Genomic DNA, 15,828 nt, shown 5'->3' on the forward strand with positions numbered 1-15,828 from the left:
ATGACAGCGTCTTCGCGTTGGGCCTTCGGGGCCTTTTTCTTTTTGTACTTCGCCTACATTGGCCTCATGTCGCCGTATGCAAGCTTGTACTTCTCGGAACTGGGGTTTGGGGCAATCGAAATTGCTGCTTTGATGTCGATGTTGCAGGTAACCCGCATCTTGGGGCCGTTCTCTTGGGGATGGCTCTCGGATTATTTATCCAACCGGGTGGGCATCATGCGCTTTTGCGGAGTCCTGGCGGTTCTGTGTTTCTTGGTCATTTTCTATTTGGAGCAGTACATCCCATTTTTAATCTGGATGTTTATTCTGCACACTATTCTCAGTAGCATGGTGCCCTTAGGGGAGGCGGCAACTGTACACGCCTTATTTAAAGATAACTCGTTTGACCATCGCTATGGACGGCTGCGCCTATGGGGATCGATTGGCTTTATTGCCATGGTCTTACTCGCTGGTGAAGTATTTCAATGGTGGGGTATCGAAGTCTTCCCTTGGTTAGGCTTAGGTGTATTAATTGCACTGGCGATCGACACCTTTTTAATTCGAGAGCCTAAGATTGAGCGTCAACCCTTGGTGCGTGGTGAGCTCCGTACGGTATTGCGGCGGGTAGAGGTGCGCTGGTTTTTAGTCTCCGCATTTGCCATGATCTTTGGCCATGCTGCACTCTATGTGTTTTATTCCCTTTACCTTGCAGATCTAGGTTACAGCAAATCCGAGATCGGGTTTTTCTGGACATTGGGAGTGACCGCAGAAGTAATGTTCTTTTATTTTCAAAGTAAGGTCATGTCACGATACTCACCAACGAGTGTGTTGCAAGCAACATTCATGATTGCGGTGATCCGCTTTGTATTAATCGGCTACTTTGCCAGTACTAGTCTATTAATCTTAGCGCAGCTAATGCACGCCGCGACCTTTGCAGCACACCATAGTGCGAGTACCAAATTAATTCAGGGTTGGTTCAGCGGTCCCTTGCAAGCGCGTGGTCAGGCACTCTTTACGACGGTTGCTTATGGTTTTGGTGGAACCTTGGGTGGCTTATGCGCAGGCTGGATTTGGGATCATTGGGGCCCCAATCAAGTGTTTGGTATGGCAGCGGTGGCGTGCGCCTTGGCCGGTGTTGCGATTGCGCAGGTTAAAACCAAACAAACTGCTTTACATTCCTGAGTAATTCGGACCACCGCCTCCTTCAGGGGTGACCCATACAATATTCTGGGTAGGATCTTTGATGTCACAGGTTTTGCAATGCACGCAATTTTGGGCATTGATTTGGAGCTTGGGCTTACCTTCCACTTCGATGTATTCGTAAACACCGGCAGGGCAGTAGCGTTGCTCAGGGCCCGCATAGATATCCAAATTAATGGCTACTGGCACACTTTCATCCTTGAGGGTTAAGTGAGCTGGTTGATTCTCCTCATGATTGGTATTGGAGATAAATACCGAGGAGAGTCGATCAAAAGTAATTTTGCCATCGGGTTTTGGATATTCAATAACCTGATGAAGGCGCGCCGGTTCAAGATATTCGTAGTCAGCTTTTTTCTGATGAATGGTCCATGGCACATTTCCACCAAACACTTTTTGTTCAATACCAACCATGAGGGTGCCGAGATATAAACCTTTAGACATCCATGCTTTAAAGTTACGCGCCTGCTTGAGTTCGGTATACAGCCAACTATTTTTAAAGGCACTGGGGTAAGCGCTCAAAATATCATTGGCCCGATTTTCAGAGAGCGCAGACATGGCTGCCTGGGCCGCTAACATGCCGGATTTAATCGCTGCATGACTGCCTTTAATGCGGGATGCGTTGAGGTAGCCCGCATCGCAGCCAATCAGGGCGCCGCCAGGGAACACCGTTTGCGGCAAACTATTTAAGCCGCCAGCGGTAATGGCACGTGCACCATAGGCCAAGCGCTTACCACCCTCAAACGTCGGACGAATCGCAGGATGCAATTTATAGCGTTGGAACTCATCAAAGGGACTAAGATAAGGGTTGCGGTAGGAGAGGCCAACCACCATGCCGACGGCTACCTTGTTTTCACCAAAGTGATACAAAAAAGATCCGCCATAGGTCTGACGATCTAAGGGCCATCCTGCCGTATGAATCACTAAACCCGGGCGATGGTTCTGGGGCGTTACTTCCCAGAGTTCTTTAATGCCAATACCGTAACTCTGTGGATCGGACTCACGATCGAGTTGGTATTTAGTGATCAGTTGTCTGCCGAGATGACCGCGTGAGCCTTCAGCAAATAAGGTGTATTTGGCTCGCAATTCCATGCCAAGCTGAAACTGTTCTGAGATCTGCCCATCTTTATGAATTCCTAAATTACCGGTAGCGACTCCGCAAACCGCACCCTGGGCATTAAACAAAATTTCTGCCGCAGCAAACCCTGGAAAAATATCAACGCCCAGTTGCTCTGCTTGGCCACCGAGCCAGCGCGTGAAATTACTTAAACTCAAAATGTAATTACCGCGGTTGTTAAAGCACTCTGGTAGCAAAAGATGGGGTACCGTGAACGAGCTCGATTCGGTCAAAAAGATGAATTCATCTTTACTAACTGGTGTCTCGAGCGGAGCCCCCAGTGCTTGCCAATCAGGAAATAATTCCGTGAGGGCGCGTGGATCCATGATGGCGCCCGACAAAATATGAGCGCCGACCTCAGAACCCTTTTCTAATACGCAAACGGAGATCTCACGACCCTCGCGTTGGGCAATTTGTTTGGCGTGGATTGCTGCCGATAGCCCAGCGGGGCCACCCCCGACGATCACGAGGTCATAGTCCATGGCCTCGCGCGGGCCGTATTGAGCAAGTAATTCCTCGGTATTCATCACTCTAGTTTAGTGCTTTTAAGCCATGAATCGGTCATGCAGAGCGGTTATCATTTAGGTGATATCCGGTATTGATTAAAGAACGTGAAAGAAAGTTAGGCGAATGAACAAGATATTTCCCAATGCCCGCGCTGCTCTTGAGGACATTATGAAAGATGGGCAAACCATCGCGGTTGGCGGTTTTGGTTTGTGTGGCATTCCAGAGGCACTGATTGCTGCGGTTAAAGACTTGGGTACCAAAAATCTCACAGCAATATCTAATAATGCTGGAGTAGATGATTTTGGCTTGGGGATTTTGCTGGCGACTCGGCAGATCAAAAAAATGATTGCCTCTTATGTTGGAGAAAACAAAGAGTTTGAGCGTCAATATTTAGCTGGTGAACTCGAATTGGAATTTACCCCTCAAGGTACGTTAGCAGAGAAGTTGCGAGCAGGCGGTTGCGGTATCCCAGCGTTTTATACCAAGACCGGCGTTGGAACGATTGTGGCTGAAGGTAAGGATGAGCGTGAATTTGATGGAGAAAAGTACATCCTAGAGCGCTCATTGGTTGCCGATGTCTCGCTCGTTAAAGCATGGAAAGCGGATAAAGCAGGTAACTTGCTTTATCGCTTAACAGCACGCAACTTTAATCCAGTTGTCGCGATGGCAGGAAAGATCACTGTGGTGGAAGTCGAAGAGATCGTGGAAAACGGAGATCTCATTCCAGATCAAATTCATACCCCTGGTATTTATGCCCATCGGATTGTGCTCAACCCTCAACCGGAAAAACGGATTGAGCAACGCACGCTATCTAAATAAGCATTTATTTGAAAAGATTACACAGAGGAAATTGCAATGCCTTGGAATCGTGATGAAATGGCAGCCCGTGCTGCAAAAGAGTTAAAAGATGGTTACTACGTCAATTTAGGTATTGGCATGCCCACCTTGGTGGCAAACCATGTTCCCGCTGGGATGGAGGTTTGGTTGCAGTCTGAGAATGGCTTGTTGGGGATTGGACCATTTCCCACCGAAGCACAAGTGGATGCCGATATGATTAATGCCGGCAAGCAAACCGTGACCACTTTGCCAGGGTCCGCTATTTTTTCATCGGCGGACTCCTTTGGAATGATTCGGGGTGGCAAGATCAATATTGCGATCTTGGGCGCAATGCAGGTCAGCGAGCATGGCGATTTAGCCAACTGGATGATTCCCGGAAAAATGGTGAAGGGCATGGGTGGTGCCATGGATTTGGTTGCCGGCGTGAAACACGTCGTGGTATTGATGGAACACGTGGCCAAGAAAAAAGACGGTACCGAAGAAATCAAAATTCTGCCCAAGTGCACCTTGCCATTAACCGGATTAGGTGTGATTGATCGCATCATCACCGATTTGGGTGTACTCGACATCACACCCAAAGGATTGAAGTTGGTGGAATTAGCGCCTGGTGTAACCAAAGAAGAGATTCAGGCGAAGACCGGCGCCCCTATTGATACTAGTGCAGTTCATTGAATAGCGCCCCATTACATGCTCATAAACGTGGGGATGCAAGCCATACCCACGCGGTAGCTGATCGAAAGCAATCCTTTTTGTGGATTGCTATGCTCTTTACACTTGGATTTGCATGCGTTGAGTTCTTTGCTGGTCTAATTTCAGGTTCCTTAGCACTGATGTCCGATGCCGGACATATGGTGACTGACTCTGCTGCACTGGGTCTTGCTATTCTGGCGCAATACATTGCCAGACGTCCGCCATCTGCCAAGCATTCCTTTGGATTTGGTCGTGCCGAAGCACTTGCAGCTTTTGTGAACAGCTTGGTGATGGTTGGTCTAGTCATATGGATTGTGATTGAGGCCGTGAGTCGCATTCAGGATCCGCACCCAGTGGCTGGGATGACCGTGACGATTGTGGCTGCTCTGGGTCTTGCTGTAAATCTGATCGTTGCTTGGGTGCTGTCACGCGATCAAAAGAGCGTCAATACCCGCGCCGCACTGGTGCATGTGATGGGCGATCTCTTGGGATCGATTGCTGCCTTGGTAGCGGGAGTGGTGATTCAGCTCACAGGGTGGATGCCGATTGACCCTATCTTATCGATCTTTGTAGCACTCTTGATCTTAAAGTCCACGGCAGCCATTCTCAAGGAGTCGTATCACTTCTTGATGGAAGGTGTGCCGCTGCATATTGACTATGTAAAGGTCGGTGAAGACTTATCCCGTATTGAAGGGGTTATGGCAATTCACGATCTGCATGTATGGGAGATGAGCCCTGGTCACCCTGCATTAATCGCCCATGTGGAGATCAAACAATTCAAGCAATGGCCGCGGATCCTCGCAAATTTAACCACCATGTTGCGAGAGTCATACGGTATTGACCACATTACGCTACAACCCGAAGAAGCTGGCAAACAAGAACTTGAATCGCCTCCAGTCAGCGTTGAGCAGGCGCGTCATACCGCTTTACTCAATCGTGACCATCATGGCCACACGGATTATGTGCAATGCACCAGTCCAGCTGGATCGCACCGTATGGCGTTTCATACTTGGGGGGATCCACAAAATCCGAGCGTGCTGTATTGCGTGCATGGCCTATCGCGCCGGGGTAGTGATTTTCGGGCAATGGCTGAGGCTTTGTGTGATCGCCATTTTGTGGTTTGCCCAGACATCGTTGGGCGAGGAGATTCTGACTACTTAAGTAATCCGATGTTCTACACAGTCCCTCAATATGTGACTGATATGACCGCCCTAAGCGCCAAATTGAAAGTTCAAACGGCCAATTGGTTTGGAACCTCGATGGGCGGCTTAATTGGCATGGTGTATGCAGCTATTCCTGGTAATGGCGTTAAGCGACTATTACTCAATGATGTCGGACCACGAATCGAGCCGGCCGCATTGATTCGGTTGGCGAGTTATGTTGGTAAACCGTTTTCTTATGTCAATCGTGTTGTAGCGATGGATAAACTCAAATCGATTTGCGCTCCCTTCGGAAAACATACAGATGCCGAATGGGAGCTTCTCAATGGACCGATGCTGATTCAGAAAGATCAGCAGTGGGTCTTGCACTATGACCCAGCCATCTCGGTGCCATTTGCCTCAGTGACGCCGGCCCTAGCTCAAGCAGGTGAGCTAGCGATGTGGCAAAGTTTTCAGCAAATCGAATGCCCCATTTTGATTGTGCGGGGTGCGGATTCGGATTTACTTTCTCCGCAAACGGTCGATGAGATGTGCCAATTAAATCCGCATGCAAAGAGTATTGAGATCCCGAATACCGGACATGCCCCGGCCTTTATCAAAAAAGAGCAAATTGACATTGCGCGCCAATTTTTTCTATAGTGGCTTATCCGCTAATCAGGATTGATTGCTGTGAGTCCTCACGAGTCGGTATTGCCGCTGTCGACAAATCCCATGCAAGCGCTGGAGGGCGATGCCTGGTTTGGCGAGCCTGAGGAGGCTCACTCTCATGCTGTCGCAGAGATTTTACAAACACTACGTTTGGATGAGGCAAGTATCGTTGCTGCTCGTCATTTACACAGCACCTTAGGTAAAGAAGCTTTAGTCAAGCAACTCGGGCAAGATGCCACCACCTTATTGATTGGTTACCGCGGTCTGCGTCAGGCTCAAGCAAAGCTCACTAAGCACGACGGAAAGTTGCGGGTAGCAGGCCAAGAAGAGATCTTGCGCAAAATGCTGTTGGCATTCGGTAACGATCTACGCGTGGTACTCATTTATCTAGCATCGCGCTTACAGACCCTTCGATGGATTGGAAAGAATCGCGTCAAAGTAAATCCGTCTTGGGCTCAAGAGATTTTAGATATCGATGCAAGCTTAGCTAATCGCCTGGGTATCTGGCAAATGAAGTGGGAGATGGAGGATCTGGCGTTTCGGGTTGTTGCGTCTGATACCTATAAAGAAATTGCGGGCCTATTGGATGCCAAACGCGTAGAGCGTGAGCAATTCATTGCCGATGTTATCAAGCGCCTCAATCACGAGCTATCGCTTGCCCAGATTACAGCTGATGTCCAAGGAAGACCCAAGCACATCTACAGCATTTGGAAAAAAATGCAGGGCAAATCATTGGAGTTTGCCAATCTCTATGATGTGCGGGCATTTCGGGTGTTGGTTAATGATGTCAAGGCCTGTTATGCGACTCTGGGCTTAGTGCACAACATTTGGCAACCGGTGCCAAAAGAGTTTGATGACTATATTGCTAGGCCCAAACCAAACGGTTATCAATCCCTGCATACTGTTGTGATTGATGAGAATGGGATTGCATTTGAGATTCAGATTCGCACGCAAGAAATGCATCGTCAGGCGGAGTATGGCTTAGCAGCACATTGGCGCTATAAAGAGGGCGCGTATGCCGCGCAAGCAAAGGATCTCGGAACCCATAGTGCCGCAGTAGCTTATGAGCGCCAAATCGCTTGGGCGCGGCAATTAATCTCATGGAAAGAGGATGCTTGGGAACAGCTCAAACATCATGAGATTGATGATCATATTTATGTTCTCACTCCACTAGGAAAAGTAATCGCTTTGGAGAAGGGTTCGTCGCCGATCGACTTTGCGTATGCAGTGCATACCGATCTTGGCCATCACTGTCGTGGTGCTCGAATTGATGGAGCTATGGTGCCGCTCGATACCCCCTTACTCAATGGCCAGACCGTAGAAATCATTTCGGTGAAGCAAGGTGGGCCCTCAAGGGACTGGCTAAACCCTGAGCGTGGCTATTTGCGTTCACAGCGCGCGCGGGCGCGGGTACGTGCGTGGTTCAATGCACTTGATGATGAGGCGAGTCAAGCTCCGAGTAAGGCAAGTGATAGCAAGCTCGATAAGAGTGTTGATAAGTCACTTGATAAGAAGGAAGAGATTCAGATTCGCACGCGCGCGAGTGCAGCCAATCAGCGCGGAGATGTATTGGTCGTGGGAGTGGATTCTTTACTGACGCAATTGGCCAAATGCTGTCGACCGGTTCCCCCCGATCCAATCGCTGGATTTGTGACCCAAGGCCGTGGGGTATCGATTCATCGACGCAGTTGCAGAACTTTTCGAGGGCTCCTAGAGCGCGCACCAGAGCGTGTGATCCAAACGGCGTGGAGTGCCAAGTTAGATCCAGAGCAGGGCAGTAATAAAGAACGAGTTTTCCCTGCCGATTTATCAATCATTGCCCTTGATCGACCTGAGCTGATGCGGGAACTCTTTGAGATTACTTCCAAGATTGGCGTCCATGTGATTGATCTCAAAAAATCGGTTCGCAAAGGCGTGGCGCATATTCAATTAACCGTTGAAATCTCGAATGCGGAGGCACTCCGTTTAGTACAAACGGGGCTTGAGGGATTGCGCGGCGTCACCGAAGTACGCCGGCGGTGATAAACTCTTGATAAATATAGGCTCGTAGCTCAGCTGGTTAGAGCACCACCTTGACATGGTGGGGGTCGTTGGTTCGAGTCCAATCGAGCCTACCAACGAAACAGATCGGATGCGCGTTGTGTTCATAGTGTTTGGGACGAACGCGCATTCTCTTTTATGCATGGAGTGTGTATGGTTGCGGTTACTCTTCCTGATGGTTCGAAGCGCGAGTTTGCTGCGTCGGTGACCATTGCTGAAGTTGCGCAATCGATTGGGAGCGGTTTAGCCAAAGCTGCCCTCGCCGGCTCTGTGGATGGCCGTCTAGTGGACCTGAGTCACACGATCGACCATGATGTGCAATTGTCCATCATTACCGATAAAAACCCCGAAGGCCTGGACATCATTCGTCATTCCACTGCCCATCTACTTGCATACGCTGTTAAAGAATTGTTCCCCGATGCGCAGGTCACGATTGGCCCAGTCATTGAGAACGGCTTCTATTACGACTTTTCGTATCATCGACCCTTCACTCCAGATGATCTCGCTGCGCTTGAGAAAAAAATGCTGGAGTTAGCCAAGAAGGATGAGCCAGTCGTTCGTCAAGTGATGCCCCGAGATCAAGCGGTTGAGTTCTTCAAAAAGCAAGGCGAAATTTACAAAGCCGAGATTATTGCGAGCATTCCGCAAAATGAAGAGGTCTCGCTTTACACCGAGGGCAAATTTACCGACCTCTGCCGCGGCCCTCACGTGCCCTCGACTGGAAAACTCAAGGTATTCAAACTCATGAAGCTCGCCGGTGCGTATTGGCGCGGTGATAGCAAGAATGAGATGTTGCAACGGATTTATGGCACCGCTTGGACCAAGAAGGAAGATCAAGACGCCTACTTACATATGTTGGAAGAGGCTGAGAAGCGCGATCATCGCCGCCTAGGCAAACAGCTTGATTTATTTCATTTCCAGGATGAGGCGCCAGGCCTCGTGTTCTGGCACCCCAAAGGTTGGGCCATTTGGCAAGAGGTGGAGCAGTACATGCGCGGCGTTTATCAGCAAGAGGGCTATCAGGAGGTCAAAGCTCCGCAAATCCTCGATCGCGGTCTTTGGGAAAAATCCGGCCACTGGGATAACTACAAAGAGAACATGTTCACGACCGAGTCGGAAAACCGGGCCTACGCATTAAAGCCCATGAACTGCCCAGGCCATGTGCAAATCTTTAATTCAGGCTTGCATAGTTATCGTGAGTTACCGCTGCGCTTTGGTGAGTTTGGACAATGCCATCGCAATGAACCCTCAGGCGCACTTCACGGATTGATGCGGGTACGCGGATTTACCCAAGACGATGGTCACATTTTTTGTACCGAAGATCAGATTCAGGCAGAGGTTGCCGCATTTGACCAAGCAGTTCGAGCGGTCTATCGCGATTTTGGTTTTACAGAAGTGGCTGTGAAATTAGCCCTGCGTCCTGCTAAGCGGGTAGGGGATGATGCCATTTGGGATAAGGCCGAGGCATCACTGAGGGGGGCACTCAAAGCCTCCGGTCAAACGTGGGAAGAGCTGCCTGGTGAGGGTGCTTTCTACGGGCCCAAGATTGAATACCACCTCAAGGATTCGATTGGGCGTTCTTGGCAGTGCGGCACCATGCAGGTCGACTTTTCTATGCCAGCCCGCCTAGGGGCTGAGTATGTAGCCGAAGATAACAGTCGTAAGGTCCCAGTCATGCTGCACCGAGCGATAGTGGGCTCCTTGGAGCGTTTTATCGGGATTTTGATCGAAAATCATGCCGGCGCCATGCCGGTTTGGCTCGCTCCAACCCAGGCAATTGTGTTGAATATTTCTGAAAATTCCGCCGAATATGCCCAAAAAATCCAGCAAATGCTGAAAAAACAAGGGTTTAGGGTGGAATCTGATTTGCGAAACGAGAAAATTACGTATAAAATACGCGAGCACGCATTACAAAAACTGCCTTATTTGCTTGTTGTTGGCGATAAAGAGCGTGAAAGTAATACGGTGGCCGTTCGTGCCCGTGGCGGAATTGATTTAGGGGTTATGCCCGTAGATGCCTTCGTCACCCGACTCCAGCAGGATATTGCCCAGAAAGTCGGACCCGAGCCTAGCTAGGGGGTGTGATGGCTTTTGATTGTTTTTGAGAGAGGAATTAGAAGATCGCTACTGAAAAATTGCAACGCATCAATCAGGAAATTACTGCCCCTGTAGTGCGTTTGATCGGATCCGACGGCAATGTGGTCGGTGTAGTTAAGTTGAACGAAGCCTTACGGTTGGCTGAGGAAGAAGATACCGACTTAGTCGAGATTGCTCCTAATGCTGATCCACCTGTAGTCCGAGTGATGGACTTTGGTAAGTTCAAATACCAAGAAGCCAAGCGTCAGCACGAAGCTAAGCTGAAGCAAAAGGTGATTCAGGTAAAGGAAGTGAAATTCCGGCCTGGTACCGATGATGGTGATTATGGTGTGAAGCTACGGAATCTGATTCGCTTTTTAGAAGACGGCGATAAAACAAAAATTACGCTTCGGTTTCGGGGTCGCGAAATGGCCCATCAAGAAATCGGTGCAAAGATGTTGGATCGACTGAAGGTGGATTTAGAGCCTTATGGTCAAGTCGAGCAGTTTCCCAAGATGGAAGGCCGACAAATGGTGATGGTCTTAGCGCCCGCCAAAAAGAAGTAAGAGTTTGTAGTTGCAGTAGGTAGCACTAAGTAGCGAATCATCGGTACAGGAAGAGCAGCCGTCGGTTGCCACCGTAATCGCACAGAGAAGAAAAGGGAGCAGTCATGCCCAAAATGAAGACCAAAAGTGGCGCAGCCAAGCGCTTCAAGGTCCGCGCGAGCGGATCGATCAAGCGAGGACAGGCGTTTAAGCGTCACATCCTCACCAAGAAAACCACCAAGAACAAGCGTCAGTTGCGGGGTTCCGCTCCGGTCGCGAAATCGGATGTCAAGTCGATTCGCGCCATGATGCCTTACGCATAAATCTTAGGAGAGCACAATGCCAAGAGTAAAACGTGGGGTTACAGCGAGAGCCCGTCATAAGAAAGTCACCGATGCCGCAACCGGCTATCGTGGACGTCGTAAAAACGTATTCCGAATCGCTAAAGAAGCGGTTATGCGCGCTGGGCAATACGCCTATCGCGATCGTCGTAACAAGAAGCGCGTATTCCGTGCTTTATGGATTGCCAGGATCAACGCTGCTGTGCGTGAACACGATATGACCTATAGCGTATTCATGAATGGCATGAAGAAAGCGTCGATCGAACTCGATCGTAAAGTTCTATCGGATATGGCTGTGTTTGACAAGGACGCGTTTGCTGCCTTGGTCACACGTGTCAAATCAGCCGTAGCACACGCTTAAGTTCCTGCAGCCATGGTTTCTCTCGACCAACTTGTCGAGGATGCCAAACGCGATTTCTCCAAAGCCAGCGACTCTGCTGCTTTGGAGGATGCAAAAGCTCGGTATCTCGGTAAATCAGGACTTTTAACTGAGCGCTTAAAGGCGCTCGGTGGAATGTCGCCTGAAGAGCGCAAAAGCGCAGGCGCGGAGATTAACCGAGCCAAAACAGCCGTTGAGGACGCCTTAAACGCCCGTCGTCAAGCCTTAGCTGATCAAGTATTACAAGCCCGACTTGCCGCCGAAGCAATTGATGTCTCATTACCAGGTCGTGGACAGGCATTTGGTAGTCTGCACCCTGTGATGCGAACCTGGGAGCGGGTTGAAACCATCTTTCATTCGATTGGTTTTGATGTCGCCGATGGCCCAGAGATTGAAACCGATTGGTTTAATTTCACGGCCCTCAATAGCCCTGAGAATCACCCTGCACGTTCCATGCAAGACACCTTTTATGTTGACGGCAAGGATGCGCAAGGCAAACCGCTTTTGCTCAGAACGCATACCAGTCCGATTCAAGTGCGTTATGCAAGTGAGCACGTAAAGCGTTATGGTCAAGACAATATGCCGCCAATCAAAGTGATTGCGCCGGGCCGGACCTACCGCGTCGATAGTGACGCAACGCATTCACCCATGTTCCATCAGGTGGAGGGTTTATGGATTGCGAAGGATGTTTCCTTTGCTGATCTCAAAGGCGTTTACACCGATTTCTTGCGGACCTTTTTTGAAACCGATGCCTTGCAAGTACGCTTTCGGCCATCGTATTTTCCATTTACCGAGCCCTCAGCTGAGATTGATATGGCCTTTGCGAGCGGTAAATTAGCGGGTCGATGGTTGGAGATTTCGGGGGCGGGCCAAGTTCATCCTAATGTATTGCGTAATATGGGCATCGATCCTGAGCGGTATATGGGCTTTGCCTTTGGATCGGGGCTCGAGCGTCTAACCATGTTACGTTATGGTATCGACGATCTGCGTCTTTTCTTTGATAACGATCTGCGCTTTCTTGCGCAATTTCCGGCCTAGTTCCCATCATGCAATTTTCTGAATCCTGGTTACGCCAGTTCGTTAATCCACCCATTGATAGTGAGGCACTGTCGCATGCTCTGACCATGGCCGGTCTTGAGGTTGAGGAGCGACGCTCACTAGCACCGCCATTCACTAAGATCGTGGTTGCTGAAATTATTTCAGCAGAACAGCACCCCGATGCTGATCGCTTACGGGTATGCCGCGTGAATGCAGGACCCGATCATCCCAACTTGCAAATTGTGTGTGGCGCACCGAATGCACGTGCTGGCATCAAAATTCCCTGCGCCTTGGTTGGGGCTGAGTTGCCGCCGAGTGAAGTTGGTGGAAAACCATTTCAGATCAAGGTTGGCAAGTTACGTGGTGTGGAAAGTAATGGCATGTTATGTTCGGGACGCGAGTTGGGTCTCGGCGAAGATCATGCCGGGATTTTGGAGCTGCCCAGTGATGCGCCGATCGGGCAAGATCTGCGAACCTATTTGCACCTAGACGATCAACTTTTTACGATCAAATTAACTCCCAATAAGGCCGACTGTTTATCCATCATCGGGATTGCGAGAGAAGTTGCTGCGATTACAGGCGCTGCTCTTTGTGTTCCAAAGCGCGAGCCACTTGCGTCAACAATTAACGACCGTGTGTCGGTCAAAATAATGGATTCAGATCTATGCGGTCGCTTTGCCGGTCGCGTGATCCGTGGAGTGAACGTCAGGGTAGAGACGCCAGCTTGGATTAAAGACCGCCTAGCGAGCGCGGGTCAGCGTAGTATTTCGCCATTGGTAGATATCTCCAATTATGTGATGCTCGAGATCGGTCAGCCTAATCACATATTCGATCTTGATCAACTCAAGGATCCGATTGAAGTCCGCTGGGGTAAGCCCGGCGAGTCATTGAAGTTGCTCAATGATCAAACCGTGGAAGCGTATTTAGAAGGACTACGCGTTGGAGTGGTTGCGGATCAAGAAGGCCCCATCAGTCTTGCTGGCATCATGGGCGGGGATCGTACCGCAGTGAGTGATGCAACTCAGAACATTTATGTTGAGGCAGCCTTTTGGTGGCCTGCTGCAATAGCAGGTCGCGCTCGACGCTATCACTTTACAACCGATGCGGGGCACCGCTTTGAGCGGGGTGTTGATCCACAATTAACCATTTCTGCATTGGACTACCTTAGTCAGCTCATTGTGGAGATCTGTGGCGGTCAATTGGGGCCGATCGATGATCAAATTACACAATTGCCAGAACGCAAAGCAGTAGCGATGCGCCTCGAGCGAGCTCAACGTGTGATTGGTATTCCATTAAGCATCGAGCAAGTGAGTGATGTATTCAAACGCTTGGGTCTCGAGTTCACTGTTTCAGGGCAGGGAGAGGCTAGTGTGTTTACTGTCAAGGCCCCAAGTTATCGCTTTGATCTCGATATTGAGGAAGATCTCATCGAAGAAGTAGCGCGTTTATATGGATTCGAGAACATTCCGGATTCTCCACCAAAAGCCGAGCTGAAGATGAGTGCACCGCAGGAGCGCCAACGACCAGTGCACGCGTTGCGCCATCGCTTAGCACATGAGGGCTATCAAGAGGTCTTGAACTTTGGATTTATTGATCCCCAATCCGAACTGCAGATGGGACAGAACAGCCCTATCACCGTACTCAATCCGATAGCGAGCCAGTATGGTGTGATGCGCAGCAATTTATGGGGCGGCCTATTACAGAACCTGCGCAGCAATCTGAATCGCGGTGCCGGACGGATTCGTATTTTTGAGATCGGTCGAGTATTTACTAGAGATGCGAGTCAACCAGAGGCTCCTGGCATCGTCGCAGGTTTTATCCAAACCAAACAAGTGGGCGGCTTGGCCTATGGTTATGTAAATCCTGAGCAATGGGCATCGCCCAATCGTTTGGTGGATTTCTTTGATGTGAAGGGTGATCTGCAGCGCTTACTAAGCCCATTACAGATCGAGACCAAAGCTGACAAAGAAACCCATCCCGCTTTGCATCCGGGCCGCAGCGCCCATATTTATTTGGGCGATCATGTAATTGGTTGGATTGGTGAGTTGCATCCAGCCTTACAGCAAACCTATGAGCTGAGTTCGGCCCCAGTATTGTTTTCTCTTAATTGGGATTCAATTTGTAATGTGGGCTTACCAGCACCGACGGAGATTAGTAAGTTTCCTGCAGTGCAACGTGATCTGGCTGTTGTGGTAGATCAATCAGTTCCAGCGCAGTCCTTACTGGATGTGATGCTGGCACAACGCCAACCATTCGTTCACAAAATCGAGCTCTTTGATGAGTTTCGTCCTCAAAAAGAGAGCAGCTCGATGGCGCTTCATGAGAAAAGCCTTGCGTTTCGGGTCACCCTAGTGAATGATCAAGATACACTGCAAGATAAAGAAGTGGAAACCTGCATGACCGCCTTATTGGACGCCTTAAAAAATCACTGCAAAGCGCGATTGCGCTAGCGACAATCCGGATTTGCTATATTAGTTACTGAAAACCAATTTATTAGAATCAGAAAAGAGTGTCGCTATGACTGCAAATAATCAAACCGTGACCAAAAATGAACTCTCGGAAGCCTTATTTGATCAAGTTGGTCTCAATAAGCGCGAAGCAAAAGACATGATTGACGCCTTTTTTAATCGAATTGGCGAGACTCTGGAATCTGGGGTTGAGGTCAAGATCTCAGGGTTTGGTAATTTTCAGTTGCGCAATAAAACTGCGCGCCCAGGGCGTAATCCAAAGACGGGTGAGATGATCCCGATTGCGGCGCGACGTGTCGTTACTTTTCATGCTAGTCAGAAGCTAAAGGACGCGGTCGAGTCCCATGCTCAGAACCAAAACAGAGCTTGATTCCAAAGCGAATACGGTTTCGCTGCTTCCCCCAATCCCGAGTAAGCGGTATTTCACGATTGGCGAAGTGGGGGAGTTGTGCGGGGTAAAGCCCCATGTATTGCGTTATTGGGAGCAAGAATTCGTTCAACTGCGACCGCAAAAGCGTCGTGGTAATCGCCGCTACTACCAGCATCATGAGGTGGTCTTAATCCGTCAAATTCGTACATTATTGTACGAAGAGGGATTTACGATCAGCGGTGCAAAAAACCGTTTAGACGAGAGTAAATCGACCTTGCGATTACGCGAAGAGCTTCAAGAGGTCCTTCAGGTCTTAAGCCGCTGAGATACAATATTCGTTTCGTCGGGGCGTAGCGCAGCCTGGTAGCGTACTTGCATGGGGTGCAAGTGGTCGGAGGTTCAAATCCTCTCGCCCCGACCATCTGCGTTGAGGAAA

At 49.6% G+C, this 15,828-nt stretch carries 14 protein-coding genes and 2 tRNA genes; 15 read left to right on the forward strand and 1 reads right to left on the reverse strand.

Features of this window, described 5'->3' with window-relative positions:
- Positions 1–1,161 carry an MFS transporter gene (locus QUE64_RS03920; RefSeq protein ID WP_286226003.1) on the forward strand — a complete coding sequence of 387 codons (1,161 nt, stop codon included), beginning with the start codon at positions 1–3 and terminating at the stop codon, positions 1,159–1,161.
- Here the strand turns inward: QUE64_RS03920 and QUE64_RS03925 are convergent.
- Positions 1,150–2,820, reverse strand: a complete 1,671-nt coding sequence (locus tag QUE64_RS03925) for an electron transfer flavoprotein-ubiquinone oxidoreductase (protein ID WP_286226004.1) — start codon at positions 2,818–2,820, stop codon at positions 1,150–1,152. The genes QUE64_RS03920 and QUE64_RS03925 overlap by 12 nt on opposite strands.
- A 103-nt stretch (positions 2,821–2,923) precedes the next feature.
- Between QUE64_RS03925 and QUE64_RS03930 the strand changes: the two genes are divergently transcribed.
- From QUE64_RS03930 to QUE64_RS03995, 14 genes are all read left to right on the forward strand, one after another.
- Positions 2,924–3,619, forward strand: coding sequence for a CoA transferase subunit A (locus tag QUE64_RS03930; protein ID WP_286224528.1), 696 nt, complete (start codon positions 2,924–2,926; stop codon positions 3,617–3,619).
- 36 nt (positions 3,620–3,655) lie between these two features.
- Entirely contained in the window at positions 3,656–4,309 is a 654-nt protein-coding gene (locus QUE64_RS03935; RefSeq protein ID WP_108508268.1) for a CoA transferase subunit B, read from the forward strand.
- On the forward strand, positions 4,306–6,126 hold the full coding sequence (locus QUE64_RS03940; RefSeq protein WP_286226005.1) for an alpha/beta fold hydrolase: 1,821 nt from the start codon (positions 4,306–4,308) through the stop codon (positions 6,124–6,126). The genes QUE64_RS03935 and QUE64_RS03940 overlap by 4 nt, the downstream gene beginning before the upstream one ends.
- A gap of 72 nt (positions 6,127–6,198) precedes the next feature.
- Positions 6,199–8,157, forward strand: coding sequence for a RelA/SpoT family protein (locus tag QUE64_RS03945; protein WP_458574698.1), 1,959 nt, complete (start codon positions 6,199–6,201; stop codon positions 8,155–8,157).
- An 18-nt stretch (positions 8,158–8,175) separates the two neighbouring features.
- A tRNA-Val gene (locus QUE64_RS03950) sits at positions 8,176–8,252 on the forward strand.
- A gap of 76 nt (positions 8,253–8,328) precedes the next feature.
- On the forward strand, positions 8,329–10,251 hold the full coding sequence (gene thrS, locus QUE64_RS03955) for a threonine--tRNA ligase (RefSeq protein ID WP_286226007.1): 1,923 nt from the start codon (positions 8,329–8,331) through the stop codon (positions 10,249–10,251).
- A 44-nt stretch (positions 10,252–10,295) separates the two neighbouring features.
- Positions 10,296–10,817 (forward strand): translation initiation factor IF-3, encoded by a 522-nt coding sequence (gene infC, locus QUE64_RS03960; protein ID WP_215372542.1) that lies wholly within the window; start codon positions 10,296–10,298, stop codon positions 10,815–10,817.
- Between the two features lie 104 nt (positions 10,818–10,921).
- Positions 10,922–11,119 carry a 50S ribosomal protein L35 gene (gene rpmI, locus QUE64_RS03965; protein ID WP_108508271.1) on the forward strand — a complete coding sequence of 66 codons (198 nt, stop codon included), beginning with the start codon at positions 10,922–10,924 and terminating at the stop codon, positions 11,117–11,119.
- Between the two features lie 16 nt (positions 11,120–11,135).
- Positions 11,136–11,498: a 50S ribosomal protein L20 gene (gene rplT, locus QUE64_RS03970; RefSeq protein ID WP_108508272.1), complete on the forward strand. Its 363-nt coding sequence runs from the start codon at positions 11,136–11,138 to the stop codon at positions 11,496–11,498.
- A gap of 12 nt (positions 11,499–11,510) precedes the next feature.
- Positions 11,511–12,554: a phenylalanine--tRNA ligase subunit alpha gene (pheS, locus tag QUE64_RS03975; RefSeq protein ID WP_286226008.1), complete on the forward strand. Its 1,044-nt coding sequence runs from the start codon at positions 11,511–11,513 to the stop codon at positions 12,552–12,554.
- An 8-nt stretch (positions 12,555–12,562) separates the two neighbouring features.
- Positions 12,563–15,004: a phenylalanine--tRNA ligase subunit beta gene (pheT, locus tag QUE64_RS03980; RefSeq protein ID WP_286226009.1), complete on the forward strand. Its 2,442-nt coding sequence runs from the start codon at positions 12,563–12,565 to the stop codon at positions 15,002–15,004.
- Between the two features lie 67 nt (positions 15,005–15,071).
- Entirely contained in the window at positions 15,072–15,392 is a 321-nt protein-coding gene (locus QUE64_RS03985; protein ID WP_108508274.1) for an integration host factor subunit alpha, read from the forward strand.
- Positions 15,367–15,717, forward strand: a complete 351-nt coding sequence (locus QUE64_RS03990; RefSeq protein WP_108508275.1) for a MerR family transcriptional regulator — start codon at positions 15,367–15,369, stop codon at positions 15,715–15,717. Before QUE64_RS03985 ends, QUE64_RS03990 begins: the two co-directional genes overlap by 26 nt.
- A 19-nt stretch (positions 15,718–15,736) precedes the next feature.
- A tRNA-Pro gene (locus tag QUE64_RS03995) sits at positions 15,737–15,813 on the forward strand.
- Positions 15,814–15,828 lie beyond the last annotated feature (15 nt).

Origin of the sequence: Polynucleobacter sp. HIN7 (assembly GCF_030297595.1) — a bacterium.
Classification (GTDB): domain Bacteria; phylum Pseudomonadota; class Gammaproteobacteria; order Burkholderiales; family Burkholderiaceae; genus Polynucleobacter.

What these genes read in the sequence shown, in the direction of transcription:
- QUE64_RS03945 (WP_458574698.1), top strand. Translation starts at nt 6,199, where the DNA reads ATGCAAGCGCTGGAGGGCGATGCCTGGTTTGGCGAGCCTGAGGAGGCT.
- QUE64_RS03925 (WP_286226004.1), bottom strand. Translation starts at nt 2,820, where the DNA reads ATGAATACCGAGGAATTACTTGCTCAATACGGCCCGCGCGAGGCCATG.
- rplT (WP_108508272.1), top strand. Translation starts at nt 11,136, where the DNA reads ATGCCAAGAGTAAAACGTGGGGTTACAGCGAGAGCCCGTCATAAGAAA.
- pheS (WP_286226008.1), top strand. Translation starts at nt 11,511, where the DNA reads ATGGTTTCTCTCGACCAACTTGTCGAGGATGCCAAACGCGATTTCTCC.
- pheT (WP_286226009.1), top strand. Translation starts at nt 12,563, where the DNA reads ATGCAATTTTCTGAATCCTGGTTACGCCAGTTCGTTAATCCACCCATT.
- QUE64_RS03990 (WP_108508275.1), top strand. Translation starts at nt 15,367, where the DNA reads ATGCTCAGAACCAAAACAGAGCTTGATTCCAAAGCGAATACGGTTTCG.
- QUE64_RS03985 (WP_108508274.1), top strand. Translation starts at nt 15,072, where the DNA reads ATGACTGCAAATAATCAAACCGTGACCAAAAATGAACTCTCGGAAGCC.
- QUE64_RS03935 (WP_108508268.1), top strand. Translation starts at nt 3,656, where the DNA reads ATGCCTTGGAATCGTGATGAAATGGCAGCCCGTGCTGCAAAAGAGTTA.
- QUE64_RS03920 (WP_286226003.1), top strand. Translation starts at nt 1, where the DNA reads ATGACAGCGTCTTCGCGTTGGGCCTTCGGGGCCTTTTTCTTTTTGTAC.
- QUE64_RS03930 (WP_286224528.1), top strand. Translation starts at nt 2,924, where the DNA reads ATGAACAAGATATTTCCCAATGCCCGCGCTGCTCTTGAGGACATTATG.
- rpmI (WP_108508271.1), top strand. Translation starts at nt 10,922, where the DNA reads ATGCCCAAAATGAAGACCAAAAGTGGCGCAGCCAAGCGCTTCAAGGTC.
- thrS (WP_286226007.1), top strand. Translation starts at nt 8,329, where the DNA reads ATGGTTGCGGTTACTCTTCCTGATGGTTCGAAGCGCGAGTTTGCTGCG.